This window comes from Streptococcus sp. Z554, assembly GCF_053010305.1.
In genome coordinates, this window is sequence record NZ_JBRKNV010000007.1 from 1 (window position 1) to 14,730 (window position 14,730).

The window sequence follows — 14,730 nt, forward strand, 5'->3', positions numbered from 1 at the left end:
CTCGGTAGCTCAGTTGGTAGAGCAATGGATTGAAGCTCCATGTGTCGGCGGTTCGATTCCGTCTCGCGCCATATTTTAAATCTTACGGAAGGGTAGCGAAGAGGCTAAACGCGGCGGACTGTAAATCCGCTCCTTCGGGTTCGGGGGTTCGAATCCCTCCCCTTCCATCCTATACGGGCATAGTTTAAAGGTAGAACTAAGGTCTCCAAAACCTTCAGTGTGGGTTCAATTCCTACTGCCCGTGTTAAATAGTATGGCGGGTGTGGTGAAGTGGTTAACACACCAGATTGTGGCTCTGGCATGCGTGGGTTCGATCCCCATCACTCGCCTATTTATATTTTTGGGGTATAGCCAAGCGGTAAGGCAAGGGACTTTGACTCCCTCATGCGTTGGTTCGAATCCAGCTACCCCAGTTACTATTTGCCGGCGTGGCGGAATTGGCAGACGCGCTGGACTCAAAATCCAGTGTCCGCAAGGACGTGCCGGTTCGACCCCGGCCGCCGGTATAGTAATAACGACAAGGTTTTCGAGCCTTGTCTTTTTATTTTTTCTTCCAATTTTTTCTTTCAGAGTTACTTAAAATTACTTTTTTTCATTTTATGAAGATTGATGTACAATTGTTTATGGTTTTACTTTATTTTTACGAAATATTGATTTATTTCTTGTTATTTTTAACTATAACAGGTCTATACCATTTACAAATTTCTAAGAAAGGTTTATAATGTAATTGACATAATAAATATTAGAAAAATTCATTTACGGAGGTTATCATTATGCCTAAATATATTAAAGCGGACCAATTTTTCTATCCTCATGGAGTTCGTCGTGGTGGTTACTTAGAAGTTGTCGATGGGAAGTTTGGTAAACATGTAGATCAAGTTTCTGATGGCGCTGAAGTTATTGACTATAGTGGGTATAGTATTGCACCTGGTCTTGTCGATACACACATCCATGGTTTCGGTGGAGTTGATGTCATGGACAACAATATTGAAGGAACTCTTCATACAATGAGTGAAGGTCTTCTTAGCACAGGTGTTACAAGCTTTTTACCGACTACTTTAACTTCTTCTTACGAACAATTACTCGCTGTTACTGAAAACATTGGAGCTCGTTACCAAGAAGCATCTGGAGCTAAGATTCGTGGTATCTATTTTGAAGGACCTTACTTTACTGAGGAATTTAAAGGTGCTCAAAATCCTGCTTACATGAAAGATCCTCGGATGGACGAATTTCGTGCTTGGCAGAAGGCTGCGAATGGCCTTCTTAATAAAATTGCATTGGCGCCTGAACGTGAAGGGGTTGAGGACTTTGTACGTACAATCACTGGCGAAGGTGTGACGGTGGCTCTTGGTCACTCAAATGCAACATTTGATCAGGCTAAAAAGGCTGTTGATGCTGGGGCTAGTGTATGGGTTCACGCTTATAATGGTATGCGTGGCTTGACGCATCGTGAGCTTGGTATGGTTGGTGCTATGTATGAGTTGCCACATACCTATGCTGAATTGATTTGTGATGGTCATCACGTTGATCCTAAGGCTTGTGATATCCTACTTAAACAAAAAGGAACTGAAAATATTGCCCTTATCACTGACTGTATGACAGCGGGAGGTTTGCAAGATGGAGACTACATGCTAGGTGAATTCCCGGTTGTGGTTGCAAATGGAACTGCTCGACTCAAATCTACTGGGAACTTGGCAGGTTCTATTCTCAAACTGAAAGACGGTTTAAAAAATGTTGTTGAATGGGGAATTGCAAATCCTCATGAAGCAGTCATGATGGCTAGTCTCAACCCAGCAAAATCTGTTCATATTGACGATGTCTGTGGACAAATCCGTGAAGGTTACGATGCTGACTTTATCGTTCTTGATAAAGATTTGGAATTGGTAGCAACATATCTTGACGGAGAAAAACGTTATCAAGCATAAAATCATAAAGCAGTGACTAATCTTAGTTGCTGCTTTTATTTTGATAATTTATAGATTGATTTAGTCGAAGAAAAATATTCTAAGGTTGTTGTTGAAAACGAGCAAATTTCTTTCATTGTTCTCAAAAATTCGCTATAATATACGGTACAAAGGAAATGAAGCTATGTATCGTGTTATAGAAATGTATGGGGATTTTGAACCTTGGTGGTTCATAGATGGATGGGAAGAAGACGTCATTAAGAGTAAGAAATTTGAGAATTACTATGACGCCTTGAAGTATTATAAATCTTGTTGGTTTGAGCTGGAAAAGAAAATTCCGCTTTACAAAAGTCGTGGGGACTTGATGACCATATTTTGGGATCCAGATGATAAACGTTGGTGCGAGGAATGTGATGAATTTCTGCAACAATATCATTCGCTGGCTTTACTAGAAGATGGCCAAGTCATCCCAGACGAAAAATTCAGACCGGGTTATGAAAAACAAACTGGTTTAGAAATCCATCGTACGTGTCGCATCAAAAAAGATAGAACAACTTTTTAATAAAGTTGTTCTTTTTTTGTATTTTCTTCGAATAATAAACTGAGGAGGGAATATGGTACAAGCACTTGCACAAGAATTGATTAGTCTCGCAAAAAGGAATGGAGCTCAGGATATTTATTTTGTTCCCAAGAATCAGATCTATGAGCTACATATGCGAATTGGAGATGAAAGACGTCTAATTGACACCTATGATTTTGAAAAGTTGGGCGCTGTCATTAGTCACTTTAAGTTTATTGCGGGGATGAACGTTGGCGAAAAGCGTCGTAGTCAGTTGGGTTCCTGTGATTATCAGCATGGAGGCAAGATTTCTTCACTACGTTTGTCAACTGTAGGAGATTATCGTGGTCATGAGAGTTTAGTTATTCGCCTGTTACACGATGAAGAACAAGAGCTACGTTTCTGGTTTCAAGATATTCATGAATTAGAAAAGGGTTTTAGACAAAGAGGTCTTTACCTTTTTGCAGGTCCTGTAGGAAGTGGTAAGACAACTCTGATGCATGAATTAGCTAAGTCATTGTTTAAGGGGCAACAGGTCATGTCCATTGAAGACCCGGTCGAGATAAAGCAAGAAGAGATGCTGCAATTACAACTCAATGAAGCTATTGGATTGAGTTATGAAAATCTGATAAAACTATCCCTTCGTCATCGACCAGATCTGTTGATTATTGGGGAAATTCGCGATAGTGAAACAGCCCGTGCAGTTGTACGAGCTAGCTTAACGGGCGCCACAGTATTCTCAACTATTCATGCCAAAAGTATACGTGGGGTTTATGAGCGTCTTTTAGAACTTGGTGTCAGCGAAGATGAACTGGCAGTTGTTTTACAAGGTGTTTGCTACCAGAGACTAATCGGGGGAGGAGGAATGATTGATTTTGCAAACCAAAATTATCAAGAACACCAAGCAAACAAGTGGAATGAGCAAATTGACCAACTTTTTAAAGATGGACATATCACTGCCCTTCAAGCTGAAACGGAGAAAATTAGCTACCAGTAAGCAGAAGAAAATTATCACTCTCTTTAACAATTTGTTCTCGAGTGGTTTTCACTTGGTAGAAATCATTTCCTTTCTAGATAGAAGCCTCTTGTTGGAAAAGGAATATGTATCGCAGATGCGCCTAGAGCTCTCGCAAGGGAAATCTTTTTCGGAAATGATGGGGAATTTAGGTTTTTCGAGTGCGATTGTCACACAACTTTCATTGGCTGAAGTTCATGGGAATCTCCATTTGAGTTTGGGGAAAATTGAAGAATATCTGGATAATCTAGCTAAAGTTAAGAAAAAGTTAATTGAAGTTGCAACCTATCCAGTCATTTTGTTAGCTTTCTTACTGCTTATTATGTTGGGCTTGCGGAATTATCTCTTGCCCCAACTGGATAGTAGTAACATAGCTACCTTAGTGATTAGTAACCTGCCACAGATTTTTCTTGGGTTTGCTCTAACATTAGGTCTCTTATCTTTAATAGGACTGATATTCTACAGGAAATCTAGGAAGATTCAAGTCTTTTCTTATCTGGCTAGGATCCCCTTTCTAGGTGTGTTCGTTCAGTATTATCTAACTGCCTATTATGCTCGGGAATGGGGCAATATGATTGGACAAGGTTTAGAGTTGTCACAGATTTTCCAGATGATGCAGGAACAAGGGAATCCTCTCTTTAAGGAAATTGGATATGATTTAGAACAAGCTTTGCAAAATGGGCATGAATTTTCTCAGGTTGTACAAAATTATCCTTTCTTTAGAAGAGAGTTAGGATTAATCATTGAATACGGAGAAGTCAAGTCCAAGTTGGGAAGCGAACTGGAAATCTATGCGGAAAAAACGTGGGAATCCTTCTTTACCCGAGTCAATCGTACCATGAATCTAGTACAACCCATGGTTTTTATTTTTGTAGCCCTACTAATCGTTTTATTGTACGCAGCTATGTTGCTGCCAATGTATCAAAATATGGAGGTAAATTTTTAGATGAAAAAAATGTTGATGAAATTAAAAGAAGTGAAGGCAAAAGCTTTCACACTGATTGAAATGTTAGTGGTCCTTCTGATCATTAGCGTCCTACTCTTGCTTTTTGTACCAAATCTGACTAAGCAAAAGGATGCAGTGAATGACAAGGGTAAAGCAGCTGTCGTCAAGGTGGTAGAAAGCCAAGCAGAACTCTATAGTCTGGATAAAAATGAAGATGCCAGTCTAAGCAAATTGCAGGCAGATGGACGTATCACTGCTGAGCAAGCAAAAGCCTACAAAGAATACCATGCAAAACAAAAGACAAGTCAAACAGTTGCGGATTAGGGCTTTTACCATGTTGGAAAGTTTATTGGTGTTAGGAATAGTTAGCCTGCTTGCCTTGGGTTTGTCAAGTTCAGTCCAGTCCACTTTTGCGGCGGTAGAGGAGCAGATTTTCTTTATGGAATTTGAAGAACTTTATCGGGAAACCCAGAAGCGAAGTCTGGCTAGTCAACAAAAGATGAACTTGATTTTAGAAGAGAGAAGCATTGGCAATGGCTATCAGAAATTAGCGATTCCTAAAGGAATTCAATTACAGTCTAATCAGTCAATCACCTTTGACAAGGCTGGTGGGAATTCATCTCTGGCGAGCGTGAGATTTCAAACAAGGAAAGAAGTGGTTCGCTACCAACTATATCTAGGAAATGGAAAGATTAAACGTATTCAAGAAGCAAAAAATTAAGGCGGTTATTCTACTGGAGGCAGTGATTTCACTAGCAATTTTTGCCAGTATTGCAACTCTCTTGCTGGGACAGATTCAAGAAAGTAGACGACAGGAAGCAAGACTCATAGAACAGGAGGAAGTTTTGCGAGTGGCTCGAATGGCATTGCAGACTGGGCAAAAGCAGTTGAGTGTCAACGGAGTTAGAGTTGATATCGTCTCAAGTGAGAAGGGGTTGGAGGTGTATCATGGAACTGAAAAAATACTGGCGATTCAAGACAAGTAGTGTCAGAGCTTTTACACTTTTAGAATCCCTGGTTGCCCTTCTTGTTATTAGTGGTAGCTTGCTCCTCTTTCAAGCTATGAGTCAACTCTTGGTTTCAGAGGTTCGCTATCAGCAGAAAAGTGAGCAGAAGGAGTGGCTCTTATTTGTGGATCAGCTGGAAGCGGAGTTGAATCGAGCGCAATTTGAAAAAGTGGAGAATGATAGACTTTACCTCAAACAGGAAGGTAAATCTATTTCCATGGGTAAATCAAGGACAAATGATTTCCGGAAAACAGATGCCAGTGGTCGAGGATACCAGCCTATGGTCTACGGTCTAAAATCTGCTCGTATTCAAGAAAAAGGGCAGGAGTTACATTTTTATTTTCAGTTTGAAAAAGGGCTAGAGAGGGAGTTTGTCTACCGTGTGGAAAAAGAAAAAAGTTAGAGCAGGAGTTCTCCTTTACGCCATTACTATTGCTGGAATTTTTAGTCTCTTGTTGCAGTTTTATCTAAATCGACAAGTGGCTCTTCATCAGAATTATGCCTTAAATAAAGAGAAGCTTGTGGCTTATGCGATGGCTAAGAGAACCTATGAAAAAGCTAGTTCTGATAGTGGTCAGCAGTCATTTGATCTAGGGAAGGCAAGTTATCGTAGTGACGAAAAGGGCTTTACAACGACTGTCGATACTGGAAAACATCAATTTGAATTTTACTTTCCATCTTTGAAGAAGATTGTCGAAAAGACGAAGAAGACAGAAAATAATTCCAAAGAAGGAAGTGAGGAGAAAAAAGAAGAACCGGTTAAAAAAGAGACGACGATGTCTTCCCAATTAGCCCCTGATAGGAATGATACAGAATAGTTTGGCCGAGGTTTTTACCTGAAATCATGCTATAATAGATACATATGGAGGACCAAAAATGGCAAGTGTAAAATTGTATCTAGTGCGTCATGGGAAAACAATGTTTAATACGATTGGGCGTGCTCAAGGTTGGAGTGATACTCCCTTAACAGCTGAAGGTGAACGAGGCATTCATGAATTGGGAATTGGTTTGCGTGAGTCTGGTTTAAAATTTGAGCGTGCTTATTCGAGTGACTCAGGACGTACCATCCAGACTATGGGCATTATTCTTGAGGAACTAGGCTTGACAGGACAAATTCCTTATCGTATGGATAAGCGAATCCGTGAGTGGTGCTTTGGTAGCTTTGATGGTGCTTATGATGGGGACCTATTTATGGGCATCATTCCTCGTATTTTTAATGTCGATCATGTGCATCGTTTGTCCTATGCGGAGCTAGCTGAAGGATTGGTAGAAGTGGATACAGCAGGCTGGGCTGAAGGCTGGGAAAAACTAAGTGGTCGTATTTGGGAAGGCTTTGAAGCCATTGCTAAGGAAATGGAAGCTAATGGGGGAGGGAATGCCCTGGTAGTCAGCCATGGAATGACTATTGGAACCATTGTTTATTTAATTAACGGAATGCATCCGCATGGTCTTGATAATGGAAGTGTGACGATCCTCGAGTATGAAGATGGTCAATTCTCGGTCCAGATTGTTGGGGATTGTAGTTACCGTGAAATTGGACGAGTTCAACTAGACGAGCAAGATGGTTCAGAGCAATAAAAATTCTGTACATAGTTAGAAAATTTTTTAATGGATTATTTAAAGGATTAATAGAATGCTAATGTCATGATTGCACAAGCTTCTGAGAGCTGAGTGTTTTGACAATGGCATTCTTTTTTGTTAGAATAGCATCAACATGAAAGCATAAGAAGGGACTGACAGAGCTGTCGTTCCCTTTTGTCTATCTTATAAGGGGGAAATATGCTGTTTCAGAAAATAAAAGCCTATAAATGGCAGGCGCTAGCGTCCTTGGTCATGACAGGTCTAATGGTGACAAGTTCACTTTTGCAACCACGTTATTTGCAGGAGGTTTTAGAGGCTCTGCTAACAGGTGATAATGAAGCTATTTATACTATCGGTTTTTGGTTGATTCTTGTTGCCTTAATTGGTTTGGTCGCAGGTGGGATCAATGTAGTGTTAGCAGCTTACATTGCTCAAGGAGTTTCGTCTGACTTACGGGAAGATGCCTTTCGTAAGATTCAAACTTTTTCATACGCCAATATTGAGAAGTTTAATGCAGGGAACCTCGTTGTGCGTATGACCAACGATATCAATCAAATTCAAAACGTCGTTATGATGACCTTCCAAATCCTCTTTCGACTACCGATTTTATTTATTGGTTCCTTTATATTAGCCGTTGTTACACTGCCTTCGCTGTGGTGGGTGCTGGTTCTTATGGTCGTTTTGATCGTCGCCATGACAGGTCTTATGATGGGAATGATGGGGCCTCGATTTGCAAAATTCCAGACCTTATTGGAGCGTATCAATGCCATTGCCAAAGAAAATTTACGTGGTGTGCGCGTGGTTAAGTCTTTTGTTCGAGAAAAAGACCAGTTTGCTAAGTTTACGCAGGTATCCGATGAATTACTGGGTGAAAACCTTTATATCGGCTACGCCTTTTCTATCGTTCAACCTGTAATGATGATGATTTCATACGGTGCTGTCTTTCTTTCAATCTGGCTTGTAGCAGGTATGGCAGAGTCAGATCCGTCAGTAGTTGGTTCCATTGCTTCCTTTGTAAACTACCTGAGTCAGATTATCTTTACCATCGTCATGGTTGGATTTTTGGGGAATTCAGTCACTCGTGCCATGATTTCCCTTCGTCGTATTCGTGAAATCCTTGATACAGAACCAGCTATGACTTTCAATGATGTGGAAGATGAAGAATTGGAAGGAAGTCTCAGTTTTGAAAATGTGACCTTTACCTATCCAAATGATGAAGAGCCTATCCTAAAAGATGTTTCCTTCGATATCGCAGCTGGTGAAATGGTTGGGGTTGTCGGAGCAACTGGTGCAGGGAAATCAACCTTGGCTCAGTTGATTCCACGATTATTTGATCCTCAGCAAGGTTCGATCAAGATTGGTGGAAAGGACATTCGGACAGTTAGTGAAGGGACGCTTCGTAAGACAGTTTCTATCGTCCTACAAAGAGCCATTCTCTTTAGTGGAACCATCGCAGATAATCTCAGACAAGGTAAGGGAGATGCGACAGTTTCAGAAATGGAACGCGCGGCTCGCATCGCCCAGGCCAGTGAATTTATTAGTCGTATGGACTTGGCCTTTGAAAGTCCGGTTGAGGAACGTGGGACTAACTTTTCTGGTGGACAAAAACAACGAATGTCTATTGCGCGTGGAATTGTTAGCAATCCTAAAATTTTGATTTTTGATGATTCGACTTCGGCACTTGATGCTAAGTCAGAACGCTTGGTACAAGAAGCTCTTAATAGGGACTTGAAGGGAACAACTACTATTATTATCGCTCAGAAAATTAGTTCTGTTGTTCATGCGGATAAAATCTTAGTGCTTGACCAAGGGCGTTTGATTGGTCAAGGCAAACACGCTGACTTGGTTGCAACAAACGCAGTTTATCGAGAAATTTACGAAACGCAAAAAGGAAAGGAGGAGTAGGATGAAGACATTTCGATTTTTTTGGAACTATTTTAAAGTTTATAAGATATCCTTTATCGTTGTCATTGCTATGATTATCATTGCAACGGTAACACAAGCCCTCTTTCCAGTATTTGCAGGTCAAACAGTAACAGAACTGGCTAATCTGGTTATAGCCTATCAAAATGGAAACCCAGATATGGTTTGGCAAAGTCTATTAGGACTCTTAATCAATCTTGCCTATGTTTTGATTGTGCTCGTGGTGTCGAGTCTTATCTATATGGTTTTGATGAGCCGTATTATTGCCGAATCAACAAATGAGATGCGTAAGGGACTTTTTGGCAAGCTTTCTCGCTTGACTGTTTCCTTCTTTGACCGCCATCAAGATGGTGATATCCTGTCACGTTTCACCAGTGATTTGGATAACATACTACAGGCTTTCAACGAAAGTCTGGTGTCTGTTATGACCAATATTGCACTTTATATTGGTTTGTTGATTGTCATGTTCGCAAAAAATGTGACCTTGGCTTTGATTACGATTGCTAGCACTCCGATAGCTGTCATCATGTTGATTGTCATTTTGAAATTGGCAAGAAAATATACCAATCTCCAACAGAAAGAAGTTGGGAAGCTCAATGCTTATATGGATGAGAGTATTTCGGGTCAGAAAGCCGTTATTGTTCAAGGCATTCAAGAAGATGTGATTGCAGGTTTTGTTGAGCAAAATGAACGGGTTCGAAAGGCCACTTTCAAGGGCAGAATGTTTTCAGGAATTCTCTTTCCTGTCATGAACGGAATGAGTTTGGTCAATACAGCTATTGTTATTTTTGTCGGTTCAGCTGTCTTACTGAATGATAAGAACATTGAGACAGCAACTGCTCTGGGTTTGATTGTCATGTTTACCCAGTTTTCTCAACAGTATTATCAACCCATAATCCAATTGGCAGCTAGTTGGGGAAGTTTGCAACTTGCTTTTACTGGTGCTGACCGCATTCAAGAAATGTTTGATGCCGAAGAAGAAGTTCGCCCTCAAAATGCTCCAGATTTCACAGAATTACGAGAGGGTGTGGAGATTCGAAACGTAGACTTCTCATACGTTTCAGGTAAACCAATTCTAAAAGATGTCAGCATTTCAGCTCCAAAAGGGAAGATGATTGCAGTGGTTGGGCCAACAGGATCAGGAAAAACGACCATCATGAACTTAATCAATCGTTTTTATGATGTGGATGCAGGAAGTATCAGTTTTGATGGTAGAGATATCCGAGAATTTGATTTGGATAGCTTGCGAAGCAAGGTGGGAATTGTCTTGCAGGATTCAGTTTTATTTAGCGGAACCATCCGAGACAATATTCGCTTTGGTGTCCCTGATGCTAGTCAAGAAATGGTAGAAGCGGCAGCTAAGGCTACACACATCCATGACTACATCGAAAGCCTGCCAGATAAGTATGATACTTTGATTAATGATGACCAGAGCGTCTTCTCAACTGGCCAAAAACAGTTGATTTCCATTGCTCGAACCCTGATGACAGATCCCCAGGTCTTGATTTTGGATGAGGCAACTTCTAACGTGGACACTGTAACCGAAAGTAAGATCCAGCATGCTATGGAGGCGATTGTAGCAGGAAGAACTAGTTTTGTGATTGCCCATCGCTTGAAAACCATTCTCAATGCCGATCAGATTATCGTTCTCAAAGATGGTCAAGTCATTGAGCAAGGAAATCACCACGAATTGCTGAAGCTTGGAGGCTTTTACTCCGAACTGTACCATAATCAATTTGTCTTTGAATAAGCAAAAAAGTTGTCCTAATTTTGGGCAACTTTTTCTGATAAAAAAAATTTATCACAGACTTAAAAAATACATATTAGACAGGTGAAGGGAAGGATGATAAGATAAGATTATCAATGGAAAAGGAAAGGAAATCAGTGATGGCAAGAACAGTTGTTGGAGTAGCGGCAAACCTATGTCCTGTGGACGCAGAAGGAAAAAATATTCATTCATCAGTCTCTTGTAAATTTGCTGAGAGTATTCGTCAGGTTGGCGGACTTCCTTTGGTCATTCCGGTTGGTGATGAGTCGGTGGTCCATGACTATGTAGAAATGATTGATAAGCTCATTTTGACTGGGGGACAAAATGTTCATCCTCAGTTTTATGGTGAGGAAAAAACAATTGATAGCGACGACTATAACCTAGCTCGTGATGAGTTTGAGCTTGCTCTCTTGAAAGAGGCTCTTCGTCAGAATAAGCCAATTTTAGCCATCTGCCGTGGCGTTCAGCTTGTCAACGTTGCTTTTGGTGGGACACTCAATCAGGATATTGAAGGTCATTGGCAAGGACTTCCTTTTGGAACGTCACATTCCATTGAGACAGTTGAAGGAAGCCTTGTGTCCAAATTATTTGGAAAAACTAGTCAGGTCAATTCAGTTCATCGTCAGAGTATCAAAGACTTGGCTCCAAATTTTCGCGTAACGGCAGTAGATCCTCGCGACCAAACGATTGAGGCCATCGAATCGATCGATGAACACCGTATTATTGGACTTCAGTGGCATCCAGAGTTTCTAGTCAATGAAGAAGATGGGAATTTAGAATTATTTGAGTATTTATTGAATGAATTATAACGACTAGAATCCTAGTCGTTTTTTTATTCGTAGGGTTTGATGCCTCAAGTTTTTTAATTTTGTAAGATTTTACGCAAACGTTTGAATTATGATAAAATTTGGGAAAATTCAGTATAAAAACTTGATAAAATCCCTGTAAAGCGATATCATAGAGAAGAAGAAATTTTGGAGGAATACTATGTCACATATTAAATTTGATTATTCAAAAGTTTTAGATAAATTTGTAGCTCCACACGAAGTGGAATACATGCAGGCACAAGTAACAGCTGCTGACGAATTGATCCGTAAAGGAACTGGTGCTGGTAGCGACTTCTTGGGATGGTTGGACCTTCCTGAAAACTACGACCGCGAAGAATTTGACCGCATCTTGAAAGCTGCTGAGCAAATCAAAGCAGACAGCGATGTCTTGGTGGTGATCGGTATCGGTGGATCATACCTTGGAGCGAAAGCTGCAATTGATTTCTTGAACCACCACTTTGCCAACTTGCAAACAAAAGAAGAGCGCAAAGCGCCACAAATCCTCTACGCAGGAAACTCAATCTCATCTACTTACCTTGCTGACTTGGTAGAGTACGTTTCAGATAAAGACTTCTCTGTAAACGTGATTTCTAAATCAGGTACAACAACTGAACCAGCCATCGCTTTCCGTGTCTTCAAAGAACTTTTGGTTAAGAAATACGGTCAAGAGGAAGCTAACAAACGTATCTACGCAACAACTGACCGCCAAAAAGGTGCTGTTAAGGTTGAAGCAGATGCTAACGGTTGGGAAACATTTGTGGTTCCAGATGATATCGGTGGACGCTTCTCAGTATTGACAGCAGTTGGATTGCTTCCAATCGCTGCGTCAGGTGCAGACATCAAAGCCCTTATGGAAGGTGCTAACGCAGCTCGTAAAGACTATACTTCAGATAAAATCTCTGAAAACGAAGCTTACCAATATGCAGCTGTTCGTAACATCCTTTACCGTAAAGGTTATGCAACTGAAATCTTGGTAAACTACGAGCCATCACTTCAATACTTCTCAGAATGGTGGAAACAATTGGCTGGTGAGTCAGAAGGGAAAGACCAAAAAGGAATCTACCCAACTTCAGCTAACTTCTCAACAGACTTGCACTCATTGGGTCAATTTATCCAAGAAGGAACTCGTATCATGTTTGAAACAGTTGTCCGTGTTGACAAACCTCGTAAGAATGTGATTATCCCTACTTTGGAAGAAAATCTTGACGGACTTGGATACCTTCAAGGAAAAGATGTTGACTTTGTAAACAAAAAAGCGACTGACGGTGTTCTTCTTGCCCACACTGACGGTGACGTACCAAACATGTACGTAACTCTTCCTGAGCAAGATGCCTTCACTCTTGGTTACACTATCTACTTCTTCGAATTGGCAATCGCCCTTTCAGGTTACTTGAATGCCATCAACCCATTTGACCAACCAGGTGTTGAAGCATACAAACGCAACATGTTTGCCCTTCTTGGTAAACCAGGATTTGAAGAATTGAGTAAAGAACTCAACGCTCGTCTATAATAGAATTAAAAAAGGGTGGTTTTACCACTCTTTTTGCTTTTTCTCGAAAAGAGAAATTGGACTCTGGCGAGACTTGTGATATAATATAGAGAGCAAAAAGGCAGAGGCCTAGAGACTTTATAGGAGAAGATATGTCAAAAGATATTCGTGTGCGTTATGCACCAAGTCCAACAGGACTACTACACATCGGTAATGCCCGTACAGCATTATTCAACTACTTGTATGCACGCCATCATGGTGGAACTTTTATTATCCGTATCGAAGATACTGACCGCAAACGTCATGTTGAAGATGGAGAGCGTTCACAGCTGGAAAATCTTCGTTGGTTGGGCATGGACTGGGATGAAAGCCCAGAGACTCATGAAAACTACCGCCAATCTGAGCGTTTGGAGCTCTATCAAAAATATATCGACCAACTCTTAGCTGAAGGAAAAGCCTACAAATCTTACGTTACAGAAGAAGAATTAGCAGCGGAACGTGAACGCCAAGAAGCTGCAGGTGAAACACCTCGTTACATCAACGAATACCTTGGTATGAGCGAGGGAGAAAAAGCAGCTTATATTGCAGAACGTGAAGCGGCAGGCATCATCCCGACGGTTCGTTTGGCAGTGAATGAGTCTGGTATCTACAAGTGGCATGATATGGTCAAAGGCGATATCGAGTTTGAAGGTGGCAATATCGGTGGAGATTGGGTTATCCAAAAGAAAGATGGCTACCCAACATACAACTTTGCCGTTGTCATCGATGACCACGATATGCAAATCTCTCACGTCATCCGTGGAGATGACCACATTGCCAACACTCCAAAACAACTCATGGTCTATGAAGCACTTGGATGGGAAGCACCAGAATTTGGTCACATGACCTTGATCATCAACTCTGAAACTGGTAAGAAGTTGTCTAAACGTGACACCAACACCCTTCAATTTATCGAAGATTACCGCAAGAAAGGTTACCTTCCAGAAGCAGTCTTTAACTTTATCGCCCTTCTTGGTTGGAACCCAGGTGGAGAAGACGAAATCTTTTCTCGCGAGGAACTCATTAAACTCTTTGATGAAAACCGTCTCAGCAAGTCTCCAGCGGCCTTCGATCAAAAGAAAATGGACTGGATGAGCAATGAGTACATTAAGAATGCGGATCTTGAGACTATCTTTGAAATGGCAAAACCATTCCTTGAAGAAGCAGGACGTTTGACAGACAAGGCTGAGAAATTGGTGGAGCTCTACAAACCACAAATGAAGTCAGTGGATGAAATCGTTCCATTGACAGACCTTTTCTTCTCAGACTTCCCAGAATTGACAGAAGCTGAGCGAGAAGTCATGGCTGGTGAAACGGTTCCGACTGTACTTGAAGCCTTCAAAGCCAAACTCGAAGCCATGTCAGACGATGAGTTTGTGGTAGAAAATATCTTCCCACAAATCAAAGCGGTCCAAAAGGAAACTGGTATCAAAGGGAAAAATCTCTTCATGCCAATCCGTATCGCCGTTTCAGGTGAAATGCATGGTCCTGAATTACCAGATACCATCTACTTGCTTGGACGTGAAAAATCAATCCAGCACATTGAGAAAATGTTGGCAGAAATTGCGAAATAGTAGATAAAAAGAACTCAAATATTGAGTTCTTTTTATATGTAGACTTGTTTGAAAATGCAAAGATTTTAGTGTATAATATGAATTGACAGGGCAAAGAA

The 14,730-nt window shown here is 40.9% G+C and carries 15 protein-coding genes and 6 tRNA genes; all 21 read left to right on the plus strand.

All coding sequences use genetic code 11. From position 1 onward, the window contains the following. The first annotated feature begins 2 nt into the window (after positions 1 to 2). The 21 genes from ACVC7R_RS06755 (at position 3) to gltX (ending at position 14,632) form a co-directional block, all read left to right on the plus strand. Positions 3 to 71, plus strand: a tRNA-Phe gene (locus ACVC7R_RS06755). A gap of 15 nt (positions 72 to 86) precedes the next feature. Continuing rightward, a tRNA-Tyr gene (locus ACVC7R_RS06760) sits at positions 87 to 167 on the plus strand. A 6-nt stretch (positions 168 to 173) separates the two neighbouring features. Then, a tRNA-Trp gene (locus ACVC7R_RS06765) sits at positions 174 to 244 on the plus strand. A 12-nt stretch (positions 245 to 256) separates the two neighbouring features. Beyond that, a tRNA-His gene (locus tag ACVC7R_RS06770) sits at positions 257 to 329 on the plus strand. A 12-nt stretch (positions 330 to 341) separates the two neighbouring features. After that, positions 342 to 413, plus strand: a tRNA-Gln gene (locus ACVC7R_RS06775). A gap of 9 nt (positions 414 to 422) precedes the next feature. Continuing rightward, positions 423 to 506 (plus strand) — tRNA-Leu (locus ACVC7R_RS06780). A gap of 267 nt (positions 507 to 773) precedes the next feature. Beyond that, a complete protein-coding gene (gene nagA, locus ACVC7R_RS06785; protein ID WP_447264050.1) occupies positions 774 to 1,925 on the plus strand; it encodes an N-acetylglucosamine-6-phosphate deacetylase in 1,152 nt (383 codons plus the stop codon). A 163-nt stretch (positions 1,926 to 2,088) separates the two neighbouring features. Next, a complete protein-coding gene (locus tag ACVC7R_RS06790) occupies positions 2,089 to 2,466 on the plus strand; it encodes a DUF1033 family protein (protein WP_447264051.1) in 378 nt (125 codons plus the stop codon). Between the two features lie 52 nt (positions 2,467 to 2,518). Further along, complete coding sequence (gene comGA / locus ACVC7R_RS06795; protein WP_447264052.1) at positions 2,519 to 3,460, plus strand: competence type IV pilus ATPase ComGA; 942 nt, start codon at positions 2,519 to 2,521, stop codon at positions 3,458 to 3,460. After that, complete coding sequence (gene comGB / locus ACVC7R_RS06800; protein ID WP_447264053.1) at positions 3,408 to 4,424, plus strand: competence type IV pilus assembly protein ComGB; 1,017 nt, start codon at positions 3,408 to 3,410, stop codon at positions 4,422 to 4,424. Before comGA ends, comGB begins: the two co-directional genes overlap by 53 nt. After that, positions 4,425 to 4,748, plus strand: coding sequence for a competence type IV pilus major pilin ComGC (comGC, locus tag ACVC7R_RS06805; RefSeq protein WP_447264054.1), 324 nt, complete (start codon positions 4,425 to 4,427; stop codon positions 4,746 to 4,748). Beyond that, positions 4,711 to 5,145, plus strand: coding sequence for a competence type IV pilus minor pilin ComGD (comGD, locus tag ACVC7R_RS06810; protein ID WP_447264055.1), 435 nt, complete (start codon positions 4,711 to 4,713; stop codon positions 5,143 to 5,145). Before comGC ends, comGD begins: the two co-directional genes overlap by 38 nt. Then, positions 5,108 to 5,410, plus strand: a complete 303-nt coding sequence (gene comGE, locus ACVC7R_RS06815) for a competence type IV pilus minor pilin ComGE (protein ID WP_447264056.1) — start codon at positions 5,108 to 5,110, stop codon at positions 5,408 to 5,410. Before comGD ends, comGE begins: the two co-directional genes overlap by 38 nt. After that, entirely contained in the window at positions 5,373 to 5,834 is a 462-nt protein-coding gene (gene comGF / locus ACVC7R_RS06820) for a competence type IV pilus minor pilin ComGF (protein ID WP_447264057.1), read from the plus strand. Before comGE ends, comGF begins: the two co-directional genes overlap by 38 nt. After that, positions 5,812 to 6,249, plus strand: coding sequence for a competence type IV pilus minor pilin ComGG (gene comGG / locus ACVC7R_RS06825; protein WP_447264058.1), 438 nt, complete (start codon positions 5,812 to 5,814; stop codon positions 6,247 to 6,249). The genes comGF and comGG overlap by 23 nt, the downstream gene beginning before the upstream one ends. Positions 6,250 to 6,307: 58 nt before the next feature. Further along, positions 6,308 to 7,009 (plus strand): histidine phosphatase family protein, encoded by a 702-nt coding sequence (locus ACVC7R_RS06830; RefSeq protein WP_447264059.1) that lies wholly within the window; start codon positions 6,308 to 6,310, stop codon positions 7,007 to 7,009. 201 nt (positions 7,010 to 7,210) lie between these two features. Next, on the plus strand, positions 7,211 to 8,917 hold the full coding sequence (locus tag ACVC7R_RS06835) for an ABC transporter ATP-binding protein (protein ID WP_447264060.1): 1,707 nt from the start codon (positions 7,211 to 7,213) through the stop codon (positions 8,915 to 8,917). Between the two features lies 1 nt (position 8,918). Continuing rightward, a complete protein-coding gene (locus ACVC7R_RS06840) occupies positions 8,919 to 10,685 on the plus strand; it encodes an ABC transporter ATP-binding protein (RefSeq protein ID WP_447264061.1) in 1,767 nt (588 codons plus the stop codon). A gap of 137 nt (positions 10,686 to 10,822) precedes the next feature. Continuing rightward, positions 10,823 to 11,512, plus strand: a complete 690-nt coding sequence (locus ACVC7R_RS06845) for a gamma-glutamyl-gamma-aminobutyrate hydrolase family protein (protein WP_447264062.1) — start codon at positions 10,823 to 10,825, stop codon at positions 11,510 to 11,512. Positions 11,513 to 11,690: 178 nt separating this feature from the next. Then, positions 11,691 to 13,040, plus strand: a complete 1,350-nt coding sequence (locus ACVC7R_RS06850; RefSeq protein WP_447264063.1) for a glucose-6-phosphate isomerase — start codon at positions 11,691 to 11,693, stop codon at positions 13,038 to 13,040. 131 nt (positions 13,041 to 13,171) lie between these two features. Further along, positions 13,172 to 14,632: a glutamate--tRNA ligase gene (gene gltX, locus ACVC7R_RS06855; protein WP_447264064.1), complete on the plus strand. Its 1,461-nt coding sequence runs from the start codon at positions 13,172 to 13,174 to the stop codon at positions 14,630 to 14,632. Positions 14,633 to 14,730: the final 98 nt, after the last annotated feature.